The following is an 18623-nucleotide window of genomic DNA, read 5'->3' as shown; positions in this document are numbered from 1 at the left end:
CCCACCCCGGACCGAGCGACACCGCGTCGAAGGGAACGAGACGATGGGCCTCTCCTGGCAGCAAGGACCACTCGCCCCCGGCGCGGTCGGCCGGTTCCTGGTTCCCGCCCCGCTGCCCGCCAGAATGCTGTTCGCCGAACCGCTGCGCCGCCGCATGCGGGTCCTGTTCGGCGACGAGTGGATCGCCGACAGCGAGGACGTCGTCCTGCTGCACGAGCCCGGCCGCTATCCGGTGGCGTACTTCCCGCTCGCGGACATCACTGCCGACGCCTTGCACCCGGGCGAGCACACCACCCGCCACCGTGACCTCGGGCCGACGTCCTGGTACACCGTCCACGCCGGTACGCGGAGCACGCAACGCGCGGCCTGGCGGCACACCGAACTACCCGCCCACGCACGGGAGTTGGAAGGCCGCGTCGCCTTCGCCTGGCGCGCGATGGACGCCTTCTACGAGGAGGACGAGCGGATCGTCGGCCACGCCGCCGACGGCTACCATCGCATCGACATCCGCCGCACCGGCCGCCACCTCGTCGTCCGCAGCGGCGACAGCGTCGTCGCCGACACCATCGTCCCCCTGGTCCTGTACGAATCCGGCTTCGCGCCCCGCTGGTACGTCCCGCGCGCCGACGTGGACGAATCCACGCTGACACCGGTCGAGGGGCAGACGTTCTGCCCGTACACGGCGCCCGGCGCGCGGCCTGGGCGTACGAGGACGCCTGGGCCGAGGTGCGGCGCGTCTGCGGAATGGTGTCGTTCGAACCCGACGAGGTCGAGGTGCGCCTGGACGGCGTCCGACTACGGTTGGAACCCGGCCAGAACGTCGTCCCGCACGGCGTCGACCGCAACCTCGACCTCGACGAGACGACCACCGTCCGAGAGCCCTGACAGGCAGCCCTGACAGGCGCCGCCGGACCGGCCGTCAGCGCACGAAGGAGTGGGCGATGCCGTCCCTGTTGTCGGTGAACGTCGGTATGCCGAAGGACGTGGCCTGGCAGGGCCGGACCGTTCACACCGGCGTGTGGAAGTACCCGGTGCACGGCCCGGCGATGGTCCGCCGCCTCAACATCGACGGCGACGGCCAGGGGGACACCGCCGGTCACGGCGGCGAGCAACGGGCCGTGCTGGTTTACCAGATCCAGTCCTACGAACACTGGCAGCGCCACTTCGGACGCGACGACCTCGAGTACGGCAACTTCGGCGAGAACCTCACCGTCGACGGCCTGTCCGACGACGAGGTCTGCATCGGCGACCGCTACCGCATCGGCGAGGCCGAGTTCGAGGTCACCCAGCCACGGGTCACCTGCTACCGCGTCGGCCTGCGCCTCGGCACGCCCGAACTGCCCGCCCTCCTGGTCGGCCACCACCGCCCCGGCTTCTACATGCGGATCCTGCGCGAGGGCACCATCGAGGCCGGCGACGAGATCGTCCGGACCAGGATCGGGCCGGGCGCGCTGAGCGTGGCCGACACCGACGCGCTGCTCTACCTCCCGGACCGGGACCCCGAGCAGCTCCGGCTCGCCCTGGACATCCCCGCCCTGAGCCCCGGCTGGCAGGGCTCGTTCCGCGAACTGCTCGCGAGCGCCTCGGGCACGGCGACGGGAACGGCGGCGGCCACGGGTCCGGCCTGGACCGGATTCCGGCCGCTGCTCGTGGCCGACGTGATCGCCGAGAGCGCGACGGTCTCCTCGATCCTCCTGGCCGCCGCCGACGGCTCCGCCCTCCCCGCCGCAGACGCGGGCCAGTACCTCACCCTGCGTCTGCCCGAAGCGGCGGACCCCGTCCCGGTCCGCAACTACTCGCTGTCCTCGACCCCTGATTCCGGCCGCTACCGGATCAGCGTCAAACACGAACCGCACGGCACCGCGAGCGGCTACCTCACCACCCGGCTGAAGCCAGGCGCGACCCTCGAAGTCGCCGCGCCCCGGGGCGACTTCGTGCTCACCGAGGACACCGGCCCGGTGCTCCTGGTCTCCGCAGGCATCGGCCTCACACCGGTGCTGGCGATGCTGCACGAACTCGCCGCCGGGGACCGCGACCGGGAGATCTGGTGGTTGCACGGCGCGCGTGGTCCCGGAGAACATCCGCTGGCCGCGGAGGCGCATGCGCTGCTCACCGGGCTGCCACACGCTCATGGGCATGTGTTCTACAGCGCGGGCGAGGGGCACGCCGACACCGGCCCGTACAAGACGCACGCGGGTCGCCTCACGAAGGACGCGCTGATCGCGCTGTCCGTCCCGGCCGACGCGACCGCCTACGTCTGTGGACCCGCCGCCTTCATGACGGACATGCGGCACGCCCTGACCGAGGCAGGCCTCGACCCGGCCCGCGTCCACACCGAACTCTTCGGCGCCCTGCCCTCCCTCGACCCCGGCCTCGTCGCGCAGGCCGCCAGGCCTCCCCACCAGCCCCCGGGCCCGTCCGGCACCGGCCCGCTGGTGACCTTCGCGCGCAGCGGCCTCGCCGTCCCGTTCCCCGAGGACGGGCGCAGCGTGCTCGAACTCGCCGACGCCTGCGACGTCCCCGCCCGCTGGAGCTGCCGTACCGGCGTCTGCCACACCTGCGTCACGCCCCTGCTGTCGGGCGAGATCACCTACGCGCCGACTCCGCTGGAACTCCCCGCCGACGGCCAGGTCCTCATCTGCTGCGCCCGGCCCGGCACCGACGTCGTCCTCGACATGTAGGGCTCGTGTGCGGCCCGCTCGGTGCGCAAGGCCGACGCAGACATTGATTCTCACTACACGTAGATGCATAATGTGGTTATGCATAAGCGGGTTATGGAAGTGGCCGCACCGGACGAAGGCCTGATCGTCGCCCTGGAGGAGATGGTCCGCTATGTCCGCCACAGTGCCACCGCCGGCGGCCTGAGCACCGCGGCCTCCGCGACACTCGGCCGACTCGGCCGGGAGGGCCCGCACCGGCTCACCGATCTGGCCCGCGCCGAGCGCGCGACCCAGCCGAACATGACGCAACTCGTGACCCGCTTGGAACGCGCCGGTCTGGTCCGCCGTGTAGCCGACGCGAGTGACGGCCGAGGCGTGCTGGTGGAGATCACCGACGCCGGCGAGGAGATGTTCCGGCAGCGGCGCGCCGAGCGCGCGAACGCGCTGGAAGCGCTCATCGAGGAACTGACCGAGGCGGAACGGCGCGCGGTGGAGGTCGCCCTGCCCGCGCTGGCCCGCGCCATCCAGGAGGGCCAGGCCAACTCCTGACCCCCACACCCCAGTTCGTACGCACCCCTGAACCGTCCCGAGACGCTGGAGAGAACCGCACATGAGTGCACCGCAAGGAAAGGCTGCCAGCCCCTTCCGGCAGCCGAAGGCCGTCTGGGCCGTCGCGTTCGCCTGTGTGATTTCGTTCATGGGCATCGGCCTGGTGGATCCGATCCTGCCCGCCCTGGCCGACAGCCTGCACGCGACACCGAGCCAGGTCTCGCTGCTGTTCAGCAGCTACCTGATCGTGACGGCGGTCGCGATGCTGCTCGTGGGCTGGGTCTCCAGCCGGATCGGCGCCAAGCTCACCCTGGTCATAGGCCTGGCCGTCATCGTCGTCTTCGCCGCGCTCGCCGGGACCAGCGGCTCCATCAACGAAATCGTCGGCTTCCGGGCCGGCTGGGGTCTGGGCAACGCGCTCTTCATCGCGACCTCCCTCGCCGTCATCGTCGCCTCGGCCAGCGGCGGCTTCGGCGGCGCGATCATCCTCTACGAGACCGCGCTGGGCCTCGGCATCGCCGTCGGCCCGCTGCTCGGCGGCGAGTTGGGCGGCATCAGCTGGCGGGGCCCCTTCTTCGGCGTAGCGGTCCTCATGGCGATCGCCCTGGTCGCGACCCTCGCCTTCGTCCCCTCCCTGCCCAAGCCGGAGCACCCCACCTCGGCCCTGGCCCCACTGAAGGCCCTGCGCCACCGAGGCCTGCTGACCATGGGCATCATGGCCCTGCTGTACAACTGGGGCTTCTTCTCCATGCTCGGATACGCCCCGTATCCCATGGAGTTGAGCGCCCACCAGCTCGGCCTGGTCTTCACCGGCTGGGGCCTGCTGGTCGCCGCCTTCAGCGTGTTCTTCGCCCCGCGCCTGCAGGCGCGCTTCGGCACGGCCCCGGTGCTGTACGCCAATCTCGTCGGCCTGAGCATCGTGATGGCGGTCATCGCCGCCGGTGTCGCCACGCCGACGGTGGTGATCGTGGCCGTCATCGTCAGCGGCGCGTTCATCGGCGTCAACAACACCCTGACCACACAGGCCGTCATGCTCGTCTCGCCCGTCGAGCGCCCCGTCGCCTCCTCCGCCTACGGCTTCCTGCGCTTCATCGGCGGCGGTCTCGCGCCGTACGTGGCAGGCAAGTTGGCCGACGCCACCGACCTGAGCGTGCCCTTCTACGTCGGCGCCGGCACCTTCCTGCTCGCCATTCCCGTCCTCGCCAGCGGCCACAGCCTGTTGCGCGCGGCCGAGACGCACACGGGTGACAGCGGGCCCGTCGCGCCGTCGCTCACCCCGGTCGGTGCTCAGGCCACGACCGATGTCCCGCTCGTCATCGTCGCCGTCGGCTCCGACGCCAAGGCCGCCGCGGTCGTCGACGCCGCGGCCCGGCTCGCCCGCGACACGAGCAGCCCGCTGGAGATCGTCCACGTCCAACAGACCGCGGTGGTCGAGGAACAGGCCGTCGACACCGAGACCCACGACCAGGCCCGCGCCGCCGTCACCGCGCACCTCGACCGCCTCGCCGCCCAGGGCGTCACCGCCACGGGACAGATCCTGACCAGCGTCGGCGACCATGCCGCGGCCGGCCGGGCACTGGCTCAGCACGCCGCCGACGTCGGCGCCCGTGCCGTGGCCATCGGACGTTCGCCGCGCGGCCCGGCCGCCCAGTTCGGCGACGGCAGCATCACCACCGCCCTCACCCACAGCGCCACCTGCACGGTGGTCCTCGTCGACCCGGACACCACACCCCGCAACCTGACCACGGCCACGCTGGCGGAACTGCGCGGCGGCGACGCCTGAGCCACCGCCGGAGGCGTGCGGCCGAGCGGACCGTCGTTCCCGCGACGGCCCGCTCGGCCGCCTTCCGTCCCGGAGCCGCTCTGCGCGCTTCGTAAACGCCTTCCGCCCAGCGCGAACCGACACTGCTCGAAAGTGTGAATGCCCCTGATGCCACGGCGTGTCGCGGACGAAGGACCAGCACCCTTCGACCTCAGGAACGGTGTGGCGGACAGCAGGGGGCGGATGTGGCGAGGCGGCAGTGGCCGACGGAGTTAGGGGACCGGGCACGCTACCTCTTCGACAGCACGCTGGCCCGCAGCACCGGTGCGCTGCTGGGCTGGCTGAGCGCGTGCTGTCTCGCGGTGGTCGTACCCGTCAGCGCGCTGCTGGTGTGGACGGACCCGAAGGCCCCGCGGTCGCTGTCGGGGCGGCTCACGGACGTATGGCGCACCAGCGCGGAGACCCTGCGTCTGGGCGGGGTGACCGGCGCGCCGCTGCGCATGCTGCTGTCGGCGCTCCTCGGACTGATCGCCCTGCTGTGCGTGTCGACCCTGGTGGGCGTGATCACCACCGGGCTCGGCGACCGGCTGACCGAGCTGCGGCGAGGGCGGTCGACGGTGCTGGAGCGGGAGCACGCGGTCGTACTCGGCTGGTCGGACCAAGTCTTCACGGTGGTCGGTGAGTTGATCGCGGCGCGGGTCGGCCGGGGCAGGGGAGTGGTCGCCGTGCTCGCCGACCGCGACACCGCGGAGATGGAGTCGAGGCTGAGAGCCTCACTGGGCGTCCGCGGCCGAACCCGCCTGGTGTGCCGTACCGGCTCGCCGACGGATCCCCAGGCCCTCGCGCTGGTGGCCCCGGCGTCGGCCGGCTCGGTGCTGGTGCTGCCGACGGAGGACGCCGACGCGGACCTCCAGGTCGTACGCGTCCTGCTCGCGCTACGCGCGGTGCCCGCCGGGCAGGAGCCACCGCCCGTGGTGGCCGCCGTGCGGGACCCGCGCTATCTGTCGGCCGCGCGACTGGCGGCCGGGCCGCGCGGCACGGTCCTGGAGTCCGACCTGACCACGGCACGCCTGCTGGTGCAGGCCTCCCGGCGCCCTGGGCTGCCGGCGGCCCTGCGTGACCTCCTCGACTTCGACGGAGCCGAGTTCCACGTACTTGACGTCCCTGACCTGGCGGGACTGTCCTTCAAGGAGGCCGCACTGCGCTTCGAGGCGTGCTGCGTGGTGGGGCTGTTACGGGCCGACGGCCGCCCTCTGCTCGCCCCGCCGGCGGACACCGTCCTCGCACCCACGGACCGACTGGTCGTCGTCGCGCACGACGACACCGACCTCCCGTCCACCGACTGCCGAGAGCACGTCGATCCCACCGTCTTCGCCGCGCCCGGCCCGCGCCACGTCAGACCCTCGCGCACGCTGCTGCTCGGCTGGAACCGCCGTACGCCCCTGGTCGTCGACACCCTGCGCCGGACCGTCGAGCCAGGATCCGTCCTCGACGTGGTCGTCGGCCCGGACGACGCGCCATCGGAGGAGGAGCCCGTGCACCCCGCGCGACTCGATGTCGTCTTCCACGTCGCCGACCCGCTCCACGCAGAAGCACTGCGCGGCCTCGACCTGTTCGGCTACGACAGCATCGTCGTGTCGGGGCCTGACGCGGACGCGGGCCCCGAACGGCCTGACGACCGGGCCCTGTTGACCCTCCTGATGCTGCGGTCACTGGAGGATGAGGAGGGCCGGGCGCTGCCGGTGGTGGCGGAACTGCGCGACCACCGCAGCCGTCCCCTCGCCCCCTTGGGCCCGGCAGCCGACGTGGTCGTCCGGGGCGAGCTCACCGGTCTGCTGATGGCGCAGATCTCCCACAACCCCGCGCTGGCTCCGGTGTTCGAGGAAGTCTTCGCCGCCCGTGGTGGTGGGCTCGCGCTGCGCCCGGCCGGCGACTATGTGCTGCCCGGCCGCGAGGCGACCTTCGCCACGGTCGTCGCCGCGGCACTGGAGCGCGGCGAGTGCGTGATCGGCCACCGCGCCCACGGCCCGGACACCGCGCGCCGCGACGACGGATTCCGGCTCAGCCCGCGCAAGACCGACCGGCGTGTGTGGAGCGCCGAGGACGAGATCCTCGTACTGATCCCGGCTTCCGGCGGCCCCGTCACCGTGGTCGGTGGGCTCGACGGTGTTCCCGGGATGCGACGGGCGCACGAAGGCGGCGACTCACCGACCGGCGTACCGCTGGCATGACACCGCCGCTCTGCTCAGCAGCGTCAGTAGCCGAGGCTCGTCGTGTAGGCGCACTCGGTGTAGATGTAGCCCGGCGTCAGCTTGGCGGTGTCCGAGGCCGGGGACTTGCCTAGTCCGGTCTGGGACTTGTGGACGAAGTAGGTGGTGCCGGCGGGCAGTCGGATGGTCTTCTGCGGGTAGTTCTTGCCGCTGTCGCTGCACGGTTCCGAGTTGGACCCGAGAGAGGTGAGCAGCGAGGAGTAGGTGGAGCAACTGCCACAGGCCTTGAGGCTGAAGCTTCCGGTCACCGGTCCGGTGTACATGACGGTGATGTCGTCGGGGCTGTCGTTCTTGACCGTGACGGTGATGCTTCCGCCCGATCTCGTGGTCGGCAGGCGCTTGCCGGCCGCGGGCACCGTCTCGGCGACCTCCGCGGCGATGGCGATCTTCCGGGCGCGACTCCGGTTCGCGCTGCCGGGGTTGTCCTTGATGAACTTGTTCATGGAGGTGATGGCCTCGCTGAAACTGCCGTCCTTGTACTGGTCCACACCGCAGTTGTAGGTGCCCGACGTCGCGCTCCGGTCGGCCCGGTCGGCGTCCTTGTCGAGAGCGTCGGTCAGCCCGGCCTGCTCCCCGGACACGCCACGAATCTGCGTGGACAGGGAGTCCAGTCGCTCGACGGCAGCGCAGGGATCGTTGCCGCGTACGGACTTGACCGCCTTGCCGACCTCGGCGGCGATCGCGGGCTCGACCTTCTTGGCCTGCTCGGAGTTCGGGAACGTCGACAGCAACTCGCCGAACTGCGTGGGCCAGTCCGCGGTGCGGCCGCTCATCGACGTTGCCGCACACTCGTAGAGCGAGGTGGCCAGCCGGTCGTCGGGCCAGGTGGACAGGGACCCGAGTGCCTTCTTGTCCATCGTGCGGGGGACGGTACGGAGGTACTTCAACGGCGGTACGGCCCCGCAGTAGTTCTGCTCCGAGTAGGGGGCGGCGACAGTGGAGTAGTAGGTCTTGAGACGGTCCGGCACTCGCGCGGCGGCTCGTGACGCCGGGTGGTCCGCGGTCAGCCCGTGGTAGATGGTCAGCGCCTGGCGGTATTCCGTCTGCGCCAGTTCGAAGGGTCGCGTGCCGCCCGATGTGACCAGCTCGTTCGCCTGCTCCAGCCGGTCGAGGAGCATCTGCTCGGTGGCCTCGTCACGCGCCCCGTCGTACAACACGACGCCACCGGCCGGGACGGCCAGCAGCACGATGCCGAGCCCGGCCGCGACCAGAGGATTCGGCGGCCACGCAAGCCGCGTCCGCAGCCCCAGCCACGCACCGTGCGCGGCTGCCGCCACCAGGAGGATCAGGTAGAGCACGACCAAGGGGCCGGGGACCCCGTTCGGATCCGCGGGCAGCGCCACGACGAGCAGGATTCCCGTCGCGGCCAGGCACGCGATCATCAACCCCCAGCGGCGGACGAGGGCATACCCGAGTCCGAGTCCGCTGAGGTTGAGGAAGGCCACCGCGAAGGCCCGCCACGGGTCCGCCGGAGCGGGTGGTGGGGCGGTCGGCATAGGTGGAACGACAACATCCGGACGTGCCTCATGGTCCCAGGACATGACGGCTCCCCCAGTCAATCACGCCTGAATTTCCCTGACTTGACAGTGTACGGCCAGTGGCGGGGGGAGGACAGAGGGTGAATCGAAAAGGGGTACGGTTCCGTTGGCCGGAGGGCGTGGGGCGGTTGGCCCGGCTGTCGCGCGATGAACCCTGGCAAGTCACCGTGAGTCGAATCGGTGCACGCCTGGCGCCGAGGCGCGGGACACTGTGTCCGTGTCGTACCACCTACCGCCCGTTCTTCCCGGATTCGTCGGCCGCGAGCGCGAGTTGCCCGCTCTCACCGATGCCCTCCGTGAGCACCGCTTGATCTCCCTGACCGGGGCCGGAGGTGTCGGGAAGAGCAGGCTGTCTCTGCACGCCGCGCACGGGTTCCGTGAGGCGACGGGCCGTGAGGTGGCGTGGGCCGATCTGTGGCAACTCCCCGACGACCGGCTGCTGGTGGCCGCGGTGGCCGACGCGCTCGGTTTCGCCGACCACACCCCGGCCGTCCCCCTCGACGCCCTGGGCGGGTGGCTGGCGGACGAGGATCCGCTTCTCGTCCTGGACTCGTGCGAGCACCTCCTGGACGGGTGCCGGTCCCTCGTGTCTCAACTGCTGCGGGAATGCCCGAAGGTGAGCGTGCTGGTCACCAGCAGGGAGCCGCTCGGCGTGCCCGGTGAACGGTGCGTCGCGCTGGGTCCGTTGCCCTTCGGGTCCGATGCGCTGAGCTTGCTGGAACGGCTGGCCGACGACGCGGGCCGACCACTGACGGGTACGGCGGACATGATGGCGGCGACCCGGCTGTGCGCGCGTCTCGAAGGCGTCCCGCTGGCGATCGAACTGGCCTCGGGTCAACTGGCCGAGCGTGACATCCACCAAGTGGACCGCGAACTCGCCCAGTTGCTCGACCTCCAGACGCCCCGACCTCGTGGCGGACCCCGCCGGCATCAGGCGCTGCGGACGACCATCGGCTGGAGCCACGAGCTGTGCGCTCCCGCCGAACGCCTGCTGTGGGCGCGGGTGTCGGCGTTCCGAGGGCCGATGGGCGCCGACGCCGTACGCGAGGTGTGCACGGGCGGCCCGCTCGCGCCGGAGGACGTGGAGGCGGCGCTGGCCGGGCTGGTGCGCAAATCCGTGCTCACGCGGTCCCGGGAGTGCTATCGCATGCTGGACACCGTCCGTGAGTACGGCCGGATGTGGCTCGATGCCCTGGCGGAGTCCGACCGGATCGACGACCGGCATGCCCTCCATCACGCGCGGACGGCGCGGCGGGCCGACCAGGCCTGGTTCGGAGCCGACCAGGTCCACTGGTACCGGTGGATCAGCGCCTCCCACGTCGATCTCTGCTCCGCTCTGGACCACCTGCTGGCCACGGACCCCGAAGCGGCCGTGGAGATGGCCGGCCACCTCGGCTTCTTCTGGAGCTGCTGCGGTCATCTGCCTGAAGCCGACCGGTATCTCGAAGAGGCGCTGCGGTTGTCCTCCGCTCCCGGCCCGGCCCGCAACAGGGCGCTGTGGGCGCTGGGGGTCGTCAGAGTCCTGCGCGGCGAGCACGAGGCCGGACGCGATCTGGCCCGCGCCTGCCGCCACCAGGCGGAGCAGACCGGTGACACCGACGCGGTGCTGCGGGCGGCCTACCTGCTCGCGCTGACCCACCTGCTCGGCGGCCGTCCACTCGCCGCCGAGCACGTCGTGGACACGGCCCTCGCGCAGGTCGGCGGATCGCCGGCCCGCACGCAGACCGGCGGATGGCCTGCTCTCGCGGCGCCCCGGGCAATGTGCCGCCTGGCGCGCGTGTTCGCGCACACCGCGCGCGGACTCCTCGACCGTGCGCGTGAGGGCGCCGAGGAACTGCGCCGGGAGTCCATGGAACGAGGGGAGTGGTGGACCCGTTCCTACGCCGACTACCAGCTCGCCCTGATCGCGTTGTTCGAGGACCGCGCCGACAGCGCCACCGCCCACGCCATCTCCATGCTGGAGGGCAAGCTGCGGATCGGGGACAGTTTCGGACTGGCCCTCGGTCTCGACCTGCTCGCGTCCGCCCTCGCCGCCCAGGGCGCGGCCGAGCGTGCCGTCGCCGCACACACGGCCGCCGAGCGGTACTGGAACGCGGTCGGCCATCCGCAGCGCGGCACACCGGAGCTTGGTCCGGTACGGGACCGGTACGAGGCGACCGCCCGCTCGCAGCTCGGTGACGCCGGCTACGACGAGGCCGCGGCGCGCGCGATGCTGCGCGGACCCGGCGCGATCACGTGGGAACTCCTGGGCCGCACGCCTCCGGGACGGTGAACGCCCACGCCTCACCGGCGCCGCAACCGCCGGCGTAGCCCCACCGGCTCAGAGGTGGGGAAGTCTTTGCCTGTGGCCGATTTCCGATGAGGTCGACCCGGTGGTGCGGGGCTTCACGGGTTTCGCGCATGCAAAGTGAGGCTGAAAACGCCGGGTAGGACGGCCCGCCCGTGTTACGGCCGTGTTGACCGACCCGGGGAGTGCGGCGCACCCTCGCATATGGATGGTGAATACATCTTGTTTGCTCATGGGGCGTGATCGCCTGCACGTAGTTGCAGGCCGTCGCAGGTCAGAGCGGCGCCCCGGGCGGACTCGGAGCGGGAGGCAACGTATGTGCGGCATCACCGGCTGGATCTCCTTCGACCGCGACCTGCGCTACGAGGCCGCCACATTGGATGCAATGACCGAGACGATGGCCTGCCGCGGCCCCGACGACCGCGGCGCCTGGGTGCAGGGGCCGGCGGCGCTCGGGCACCGCAGGCTCGCGATCATCGACCTGCCCGGCGGACGGCAGCCGATGAGCGCCGACACCCCGCACGGGACCGTGGCACTCGTCTACTCGGGAGAGACGTACAACTTCACCGAACTGCGCCGTGAACTCATCGGCCGGGGCCACCGGTTCACCACCGACTCCGACACCGAGGTGGTGCTGCGCGGCTACCTCGAATGGGGCGACCGGATCGCGGAGCGGCTCAACGGCATGTACGCGTTCGCCGTCTGGGACGGCCGGCAGGACAAGCTGGTGATGATCCGGGACCGCATGGGCATCAAGCCCTTCTACTACTACCCGACGCCCGACGGCGTCCTGTTCGGGTCCGAACCCAAGGCGATCCTCGCCAACCCCCTGGCCCCCGCGCGCGTCACCCTGGACGGGCTGCGCGAGCTGTTCACCATGATCAAGACGCCGGGGCACGCTGTCTGGGACGGCATGGCGGAGGTCGAACCCGGCACCGTCGTCACCGTCGACCGCTCGGGCCTGAGCCACCGTGTCTACTGGGAGTTGGAGACCCGGCCGCACTCCGACGACCGCGACACCACCGTCGCCACGGTCCGCTCCCTGCTCGACGACATCGTCCGCCGCCAACTCGTCGCCGACGTGCCCCGCTGCACTCTGCTCTCCGGCGGCCTCGACTCCTCCGCCATGACCGCGATCGCCGCCCGCCAACTCGGTGAGCGGGGCGAGAAGGTGCGCAGCTTCGCCGTCGACTTCGTGGGCCAGGCGGACGCCTTCGTCGCCGACGAACTCCGCGGCACCCCCGACACCCCGTTCGTCCACGACGTGGCACGCACCGCGCACACCGAACACCAGGACATCGTGCTGGACGCACAGGCGCTCGCCGACCCCGACGTCCGCGCGAAGGTGATCCGGGCCCGCGATCTGCCCGCCGGTATGGGCGACATGGACGCCTCGCTGTACCTGCTGTTCCGGGCCATCCGCGACCAGTCGACCGTCGCCCTGTCCGGCGAGTCCGCCGACGAGGTCTTCGGCGGCTACCTGCAGTTCTTCGACGAGGAGGCCCGGCGCGGCACCACCTTCCCCTGGCTCGTGCGCTTCGGCCGCCACTTCGGCGAGGACGCCGAGGTGCTGCGACCCGACCTCCTGGCCGCACTCGACCTGAACGGATACGTCGCCGACGGCTACCGCACGGCCGTCCAGGGCATCCAACGCCTCGACGGCGAGAGCGACTTCGAGTACCGGATGCGACGGATCAGCCATCTCCACCTCACCCGCTTCGTCCGCGTCCTGCTCGACCGCAAGGACCGCGCGAGCATGGCCGTCGGCCTCGAAGTGCGGGTCCCGTTCTGCGACCACCGGCTCGTCGAGTACGTCTACAACGCGCCCTGGGCGCTGAAGTCCTTCGACGGCAGGGAGAAGAGCCTGCTCAGGGAGGCGACCGCCGACGTGCTCCCGCAGTCCGTGTACGACAGGGTCAAGAGCCCGTATCCCTCCACGCAGGACCCCAAGTACGCGGCCGCGCTCCAGGACCAGGCCAAGGACCTACTCGCGCAACCCGCCCACCCGGTCTTCGATGTCGTGGACCGCGACCGCCTGCACCGCGTCGCCCACCGCGACGCGCCCGTGAACACCCAGCCCGAGCGGCGGGGTCTGGAGCGCACGCTCGACCTCGCCCAGTGGCTCGACATCTACCGCCCGGACGTCAGGACGGCCTGAGCGACTCTGCGGTTCCCCGCCCCACCCTGACAGTTCACAGGATGTGGTGCTCCCTGTTCGCTGCCAGGGTGGGACACCGGCGAAGATCGAACGGAGGGGCCGATGTCCACCTCACGACTGCTCACTTCCCGGCTGGGGGCCGCGGCCGGTACGGCCGTCCTGCTGGCCGGTGCCGGGCTGCTGGCGGCCACGCCCGCCCAGGCCGCGCCCCGCGCCTGCCCGGGTTCCGGAGCGGGAGACCCCGCACGCTGTGCCCAGGTGATCGGCATCAACGCGGGCTCGTCCCTGGTGATGCGCACCGCCCCGCGCTACAGCGCCGGCGCGGTGGCCCGCTGGGGCAACGGCCAGTGGCTGGAGCTCAACTGCTGGACCACCGGCGACCCCGACGCGGACGGCCACGGCTACCGCTACTGGATGCTCGTCTCCACCGGCAGCTCCAGCGGCTACGTCAACGACTGGTACCTGGACAGCGGCGGCCCGGCCACCTGGAAGCCCGTGATCCCGCAGTGCTGAACCGGCCGGCCCGCGAAAGGAACGAACACCTGTGAACAGCAAGTCCCAGCGGTCGGTACGGTCGCCGCGCCGCCCCCGCGCCCTCGCCGCGGCGGGCGCCGTGCTCGCCGTCGCCGCCACCACCGTGCTGACCGGAGCCGGCCCGGCCGGCGCCGCGATCCACGAGTGCAGCATCTCCGGCGACCGGGCCAAGTGCGCCTACGTCACCGGGATCGACGCCGGCTCCGCACTCGTCGTACGCACCGCCCCGCGCTACAGCGCCTCGCAGTCTCCGGTCTTCAGCCGCTACCACAACGGCGACCAACTCGGCCTGGACTGCTGGACCACCGGCGACCCGGACGCGGACGGCCACGGCTACCGCTACTGGATGCACGCCGACAACGGCATCGGCGACGGCTACGTCAACGACTGGTACCTGGACACCGGCGGCCCCGCCACCTGGAAGTCCCAGATCCCGCAGTGCTGACGAACCGCACGACCCGCGGGCCCCGGCGAGACGACCGCCGGGGCCCATCGGCCTGTCAGCAGGAGCCCTCGTCCTGCCAGGGACCCCACTCGGCGGCGCCGGGTGTCTCGTTCTGGGTCCACCACTTGGCCTTCCAGTTGTGGTGGTTGTAGGAGGCCTCGTCACCCTGCACATAGACCGAGGCCGAACTCCACGCCGTCTTGCACCCGGTGGACGGCGGGGGCGTCGTCGGGGGAGAGGTGGGCGGGGTGACTCCCGCGAACTTCACCGAGTACTTGGCGAAGTCCCAGGCGCTCTGCGCCACGCTGGAGCAAGTGCCGGACGTGGCACCGCCGTTGTCGGGCGTGGCGCACTGACGGTCCCGGTTGAGCGACCAGAAGGTGAACCGGTCCATGTTGTGGCTGGTGGCGAAGTCCAGCACGGTCTGGAAGTCGTTCTGGGTGAAGTACTCCCCGGTGTCGCTGCGCCCGTTCATGCCCGAGAAGCCCTCATGGGCGTACGCGGTCGCCTGGTCCCAGCCGAAGGTGGACTGCAGGATCGAGTTGAAGTTGGTGAGCGCGCTGGTCTGTGAGGCCGCGCCGTTGAAGCCGCCGTCGAAGGGCATGATGGAGAAGTTGTTCGGGGTGAACCCCTGCGACTTCGCCTCCAGAAGCATCTGCTTGCCGAACCAGCCCGTGCCGTCCGCCGTGCCGGCCGTGGTGACGGAGACGTAGAGCCCGGGGTTGTTCTGCTGGAGGATCTTGGCGGCGCCGATCTCGTTGTGGATGGCCGCCGTGTTCTCGTACTCCGGCTCCTCCAGGTCGAAGTCGATCGCGTGCAGACCGTACTTGGTGATCACCTGCTGGTACGCCGCCGCCGTGGCGGCCGGGTCCGAGCAGGCCTGGCCGAGCTTCGTGCCCCCGTAGCCGCCGATGGAGACCGACACGTCGCCGCCCTTGGCGCGGATCGTGTTGACGACCGACTGTACGGCGGTGTCCGAGGAGACCGCGGACGTACCGCCCCAAGTCGGCGAACAGCCACCGCCGTTGGGGGCGAGGACGAAGGCGAGCTGGAAGGCCTTGAGACCGGTGGCGTCCATGATGGCCGACGCGTCCGGCGGGTTGTTGTCGAGCGGCATCAGGTACGGGGCGGCGGCGTACCAGCGGTTGCTCAGCGCGGTCGTCGCGCCCGAGGCGTTGGCCGCGACGAGAGCGGTCGTGGAGGCCGCGACGGTGGTGACCGCGGCGGCTGCGGCCAGGGATGCCCGAAGACGTCTCACTCTGTGCCTCCAGTGGGGGAGTGGGGGAGGTGTCCCAGGGTGATGAGGGTGAGATGACCACGTCAACGGAGTGGCCTAGACCAAGCACTTCTTTGGACTAGACCATGCAACTCCTTTACCCGACGCGGGTTTTGGTGCGGTGGATCTGAACACGTGAAATATCGTTGCTCGAGTCAAAGTGAGCAAAGGTCTCCGGATTTTTCAATGTGCCTGCACGGGGGTTGTCCGGACATTAGGTCGGGTCCTAGGGTCACCCGCAGACGCAAGCGCTTTCTGCACGTCAGTCGTCCCTGTCCGCGGGCCGTCAGAGGAGTACCGCATGTCCGCACGCTCCGTCCGCCGCAAAGTCGCCGTGGTCGGCACCGGCTCCATCGTCAGCGGCAGCCACCTGCCCGCGCTCCGGGCCCACGCCGAGCGAGTGGAGCTGGTCGCCGCCGTCGACGTGGACCAGGGCAGACTCGACGCCTTCCGGGAGCTCGCCGGCGCAGAGGTCGCCGGGTACACCTCGATGGGCGCGATGCTGGACGCCGTACGCCCCGGCCTGGTCCTCATCGGCACCCCGCCCTCCCTGCACAAGGAGCAGACGGTGGCCGCGCTCAAGACGGGCGCCTGGGTTCTGTGCGAGAAGCCGCTGACCCTCTCGCTCGCCGAATACGACGAGATCGCGGCGGCGGAGGAGGCGTCGGGGGCATACGCCTCCGTGGTCTTCCAGCACCGCTACGGCTCCGGCGCCGTCCACGCGCACGAGCTGATCGCGAGCGGCGAACTGGGCGCCCCGCGCGTCGCGCACTGCCAGACCACCTGGCACCGCGACGAGGCCTACTACACCGTGCCCTGGCGCGGTACCTGGGCCAGCGAGGGCGGCGGGCCGACGATGGGCCACGGCATCCACCAGTACGACCTGCTGCTGCACCTGCTCGGCCCGTGGACGGAGATCCGGGCCATGGCGGCCCGGCTGGTCCACGACACGGAGAGCGAGGACGTCTCCACCGCCCTCGTGCGCTTCGAGAACGGCGCCCTCGCCACCGTCGTCAACAGCGTGCTGTCACCCGACGAGGTGAGCCGCATCCGCATCGACTGCGCCGACGCCACCGTCGAACTCACCCACCTGTACGGACACCGCAACGAGGACTGGGTCTACACCCCGGCCCCGCACGTGGCCTCCGAGCGCGCCGCCGCCTGGCGCACCCCCGCCGCCGACGCGCCCAGCTCGCACACCGCCCAGCTCGGCGTCCTCCTCGACGCGTACGACAACGGTGTCAGGCCGCCCGGCAGCGGCCCCGACGCCCGTGCCACCCTCGAATTCGCCGCAGCCCTCTACAAGTCCGCGTTCACCGGACAGCCCGTGCACGCGGGCGAGATCGCGCCGGGCGACCCCTACTACCCGGCCATGCACGGAGACCACCCCCACTGGGCCCCCAAGGAGCGCGCATGAGCATCCGCGTCAGCCACGTCCACGGCGACCACATCGCCGTCGCGGCCGCGAACGGCACGGAGATCCTCCGCTACGTCTACCGACCCGACCCCGAGGCCTTCGAGGCCCGCAAGCCGTACGCCCACCCGGTGCGCACCCTCTCCGGCCGCACGGTGACCGGATACCGGCCCAAGGACCACCGCTGGCACAAGGGCTTCCAGATGACGGCCAGTCACCTCTCCGGCCAGAACTTCTGGGGCGGCAACTGCTATGTCCACGGGGAGGGTTACCTCCCGCAGCCCGAGCGCGTCGGCTCGATGCGGCACGACGGCTTCCCCGAGTTCGCGGTCGAGGACGACCGGCTGGCCTTCACCGAGGAGCTCACCTGGGTGGAGAACGGCGGCGCGGAATGGGCGCGTGAAGTACGGGAGTTGGTCGTTCACTCGGTCGACGAGGAGGCGGGCGTCTGGGCCTTCGACTGGTCGATCCGGCTCACCAACGTCCGTGACGAGCCCCTGGTCTTCGGCTCCCCGACCACCGAGGGCCGTGAACTGGCCGGCTACACCGGCCTGCAGTGGCGCGGCCCGCGCGACTTCACCGGCGGCACCGCCTTCGGCCCGGACTCCGACGGCGGCGCCGAGAAACTGATGGGCAGCCAGGGACCCTGGCTCGCCTACACCACCGAGCACGACGACGTCGACGGCCACTCCACGATCGTCTTCGCGCACGCGCCCGAGAACCTGGACGGCTCCGCGATCCACGAGTCGCACTGGTTCGTGCGCTCCGAGCCGTTCCCGACGGCCGCGTTCTCCTGGGCGTTCTTCGAGGAGTTCGAGCTGCCGCCGGGCGAGTCCTTCGCGTACCGCTACCGCGTGGTCGTCGCCGACGGCGCCTGGGACCACGACGGCGTCGACACCTACCTGAAGGGCCTGTCGTGGTGAACGAGCCCAAGCCCACCCTCCCGCACCCGCTGCCCGGCGCCGTCGGCCTGTCCCACCTGAGCGCCTACGACTGGGAGGCCGCCGACGGCGTGTGCGGCGGCAGCCCGCATCTGCACCTGGTCTGCACGGAGGCGTACGTCGTCACCGGCGGCCGGGGCGCGGTGCAGACCCTCAGCCCCGACGGCTACCGGGACATCCCCCTGGAGGCGGGCTCGGTCGCCTGGTTCACACCGGGCACCGTGCACCGCATGGTGCAGGGCGGCGATCTGCGGATCACCGTGCTGATGCAGAACAGCGGACTGCCGGAGGCCGGGGACGCCGTCTTCACCTTCCCGCCCGACGTGCTCGCCGACCCCGAGCGCTACGCGGCCGCGGCCACCCTCCCGCCGGGCACCGGCGAGGACACGGCCGCGGCGGCCCGCCGTCGCCGCGACCTCGCCGTCGAGGGCTACCTCGCCCTGCGCGAGGCCCTCGAAGCCGGCGACAACCGCCCCTACATCGAGTTCCAGCGCGCCGCAGCCGCGCTGGTGCGGGCCAAGGTGCCCGCCTGGCGCGAGCTGTGGCGGGCCGGCGCGCTGGCCACCGCCGAACGCACCGGCGCCCAGCTGGACGCGCTCGCGGACGGCGAGCCGGCGTATCTCGACCGGGCGACCGCGTACGAGACCGCGCCCACCCGGCTCGGCGGCTTCGGCATGTGCGGCCGACGCGACGAGTACAACCTGCCGGGGACGACGCTGCCGTACCAGGGCACATGACCTGACCGGGGGCACGGGGGCCATGAAGGTTGGTCCGAGAGAGAAATGAGGT

At 71.3% G+C, this 18623-nt stretch carries 14 protein-coding genes; 12 read left to right on the top strand and 2 right to left on the bottom strand.

The genetic code is table 11. From position 1 onward, the window contains the following. The first annotated feature begins 43 nt into the window (after positions 1-43). The 5 genes from M2283_RS38100 to M2283_RS38080 all read left to right on the top strand — a co-directional run bounded on the left by M2283_RS38100 (position 44) and on the right by M2283_RS38080 (position 7202). Positions 44-898, top strand: a complete 855-nt coding sequence (locus M2283_RS38100) for a DUF427 domain-containing protein (RefSeq protein ID WP_280881086.1) — start codon at positions 44-46, stop codon at positions 896-898. A 43-nt stretch (positions 899-941) separates the two neighbouring features. Then, positions 942-2681 carry an MOSC and FAD-binding oxidoreductase domain-containing protein gene (locus tag M2283_RS38095; protein WP_280881085.1) on the top strand — a complete coding sequence of 580 codons (1740 nt, stop codon included), beginning with the start codon at positions 942-944 and terminating at the stop codon, positions 2679-2681. Positions 2682-2759: 78 nt separating this feature from the next. Beyond that, the gene (locus tag M2283_RS38090; RefSeq protein WP_280881084.1) at positions 2760-3209 is read left to right on the top strand and encodes a MarR family winged helix-turn-helix transcriptional regulator; all 450 of its coding nucleotides are present in this window, start codon (positions 2760-2762) and stop codon (positions 3207-3209) included. Between the two features lie 61 nt (positions 3210-3270). Further along, on the top strand, positions 3271-4992 hold the full coding sequence (locus tag M2283_RS38085) for an MFS transporter (protein WP_280881083.1): 1722 nt from the start codon (positions 3271-3273) through the stop codon (positions 4990-4992). 224 nt (positions 4993-5216) lie between these two features. Continuing rightward, positions 5217-7202 carry a CASTOR/POLLUX-related putative ion channel gene (locus M2283_RS38080; RefSeq protein ID WP_280881082.1) on the top strand — a complete coding sequence of 662 codons (1986 nt, stop codon included), beginning with the start codon at positions 5217-5219 and terminating at the stop codon, positions 7200-7202. A 23-nt stretch (positions 7203-7225) separates the two neighbouring features. On the opposite strand, the gene M2283_RS38075 is transcribed toward M2283_RS38080, so the two are convergent. Continuing rightward, on the bottom strand, positions 7226-8737 hold the full coding sequence (locus M2283_RS38075; protein WP_280881081.1) for a hypothetical protein: 1512 nt from the start codon (positions 8735-8737) through the stop codon (positions 7226-7228). Positions 8738-8996: 259 nt separating this feature from the next. Between M2283_RS38075 and M2283_RS38070 the strand changes: the two genes are divergently transcribed. The 4 genes from M2283_RS38070 to M2283_RS38055 all read left to right on the top strand — a co-directional run bounded on the left by M2283_RS38070 (position 8997) and on the right by M2283_RS38055 (position 14203). Then, the gene (locus M2283_RS38070; RefSeq protein ID WP_280881080.1) at positions 8997-11051 is read left to right on the top strand and encodes an ATP-binding protein; all 2055 of its coding nucleotides are present in this window, start codon (positions 8997-8999) and stop codon (positions 11049-11051) included. A gap of 331 nt (positions 11052-11382) precedes the next feature. Next, positions 11383-13224 (top strand): asparagine synthase (glutamine-hydrolyzing), encoded by a 1842-nt coding sequence (gene asnB / locus M2283_RS38065; RefSeq protein WP_280881079.1) that lies wholly within the window; start codon positions 11383-11385, stop codon positions 13222-13224. A gap of 102 nt (positions 13225-13326) precedes the next feature. Further along, positions 13327-13737 (top strand): hypothetical protein, encoded by a 411-nt coding sequence (locus M2283_RS38060; RefSeq protein WP_280881078.1) that lies wholly within the window; start codon positions 13327-13329, stop codon positions 13735-13737. 31 nt (positions 13738-13768) lie between these two features. After that, positions 13769-14203, top strand: coding sequence for a hypothetical protein (locus tag M2283_RS38055; RefSeq protein ID WP_280881077.1), 435 nt, complete (start codon positions 13769-13771; stop codon positions 14201-14203). A 55-nt stretch (positions 14204-14258) separates the two neighbouring features. On the opposite strand, the gene M2283_RS38050 is transcribed toward M2283_RS38055, so the two are convergent. After that, positions 14259-15461, bottom strand: a complete 1203-nt coding sequence (locus M2283_RS38050; RefSeq protein WP_280881076.1) for a chitinase — start codon at positions 15459-15461, stop codon at positions 14259-14261. 319 nt (positions 15462-15780) lie between these two features. Between M2283_RS38050 and M2283_RS38045 the strand changes: the two genes are divergently transcribed. Genes M2283_RS38045 through M2283_RS38035 form a run of 3 tightly spaced genes read left to right on the top strand, consistent with a single transcriptional unit; the run spans position 15781 to position 18571 of the window. Continuing rightward, entirely contained in the window at positions 15781-16896 is a 1116-nt protein-coding gene (locus M2283_RS38045) for a Gfo/Idh/MocA family protein (protein WP_280881075.1), read from the top strand. Beyond that, a complete protein-coding gene (locus M2283_RS38040; protein WP_280881074.1) occupies positions 16893-17816 on the top strand; it encodes a PmoA family protein in 924 nt (307 codons plus the stop codon). Before M2283_RS38045 ends, M2283_RS38040 begins: the two co-directional genes overlap by 4 nt. Continuing rightward, complete coding sequence (locus M2283_RS38035; RefSeq protein WP_280881073.1) at positions 17810-18571, top strand: cupin; 762 nt, start codon at positions 17810-17812, stop codon at positions 18569-18571. The genes M2283_RS38040 and M2283_RS38035 overlap by 7 nt, the downstream gene beginning before the upstream one ends. The last annotated feature ends 52 nt before the right edge of the window (positions 18572-18623 follow it).

Source organism: Streptomyces pseudovenezuelae, assembly GCF_029892565.1.
Classification (GTDB): Bacteria; Actinomycetota; Actinomycetes; order Streptomycetales; family Streptomycetaceae; genus Streptomyces; species Streptomyces pseudovenezuelae_A.
This window is presented reverse-complemented; position numbering and strand designations above follow the sequence as displayed.

What these genes read in the sequence shown, in the direction of transcription:
- M2283_RS38100 (WP_280881086.1), top strand. Translation starts at nt 44, where the DNA reads ATGGGCCTCTCCTGGCAGCAAGGACCACTCGCCCCCGGCGCGGTCGGC.
- M2283_RS38095 (WP_280881085.1), top strand. Translation starts at nt 942, where the DNA reads ATGCCGTCCCTGTTGTCGGTGAACGTCGGTATGCCGAAGGACGTGGCC.
- M2283_RS38090 (WP_280881084.1), top strand. Translation starts at nt 2,760, where the DNA reads ATGCATAAGCGGGTTATGGAAGTGGCCGCACCGGACGAAGGCCTGATC.
- M2283_RS38085 (WP_280881083.1), top strand. Translation starts at nt 3,271, where the DNA reads ATGAGTGCACCGCAAGGAAAGGCTGCCAGCCCCTTCCGGCAGCCGAAG.
- M2283_RS38075 (WP_280881081.1), bottom strand. Translation starts at nt 8,737, where the DNA reads ATGCCGACCGCCCCACCACCCGCTCCGGCGGACCCGTGGCGGGCCTTC.
- asnB (WP_280881079.1), top strand. Translation starts at nt 11,383, where the DNA reads ATGTGCGGCATCACCGGCTGGATCTCCTTCGACCGCGACCTGCGCTAC.
- M2283_RS38060 (WP_280881078.1), top strand. Translation starts at nt 13,327, where the DNA reads ATGTCCACCTCACGACTGCTCACTTCCCGGCTGGGGGCCGCGGCCGGT.
- M2283_RS38045 (WP_280881075.1), top strand. Translation starts at nt 15,781, where the DNA reads ATGTCCGCACGCTCCGTCCGCCGCAAAGTCGCCGTGGTCGGCACCGGC.
- M2283_RS38040 (WP_280881074.1), top strand. Translation starts at nt 16,893, where the DNA reads ATGAGCATCCGCGTCAGCCACGTCCACGGCGACCACATCGCCGTCGCG.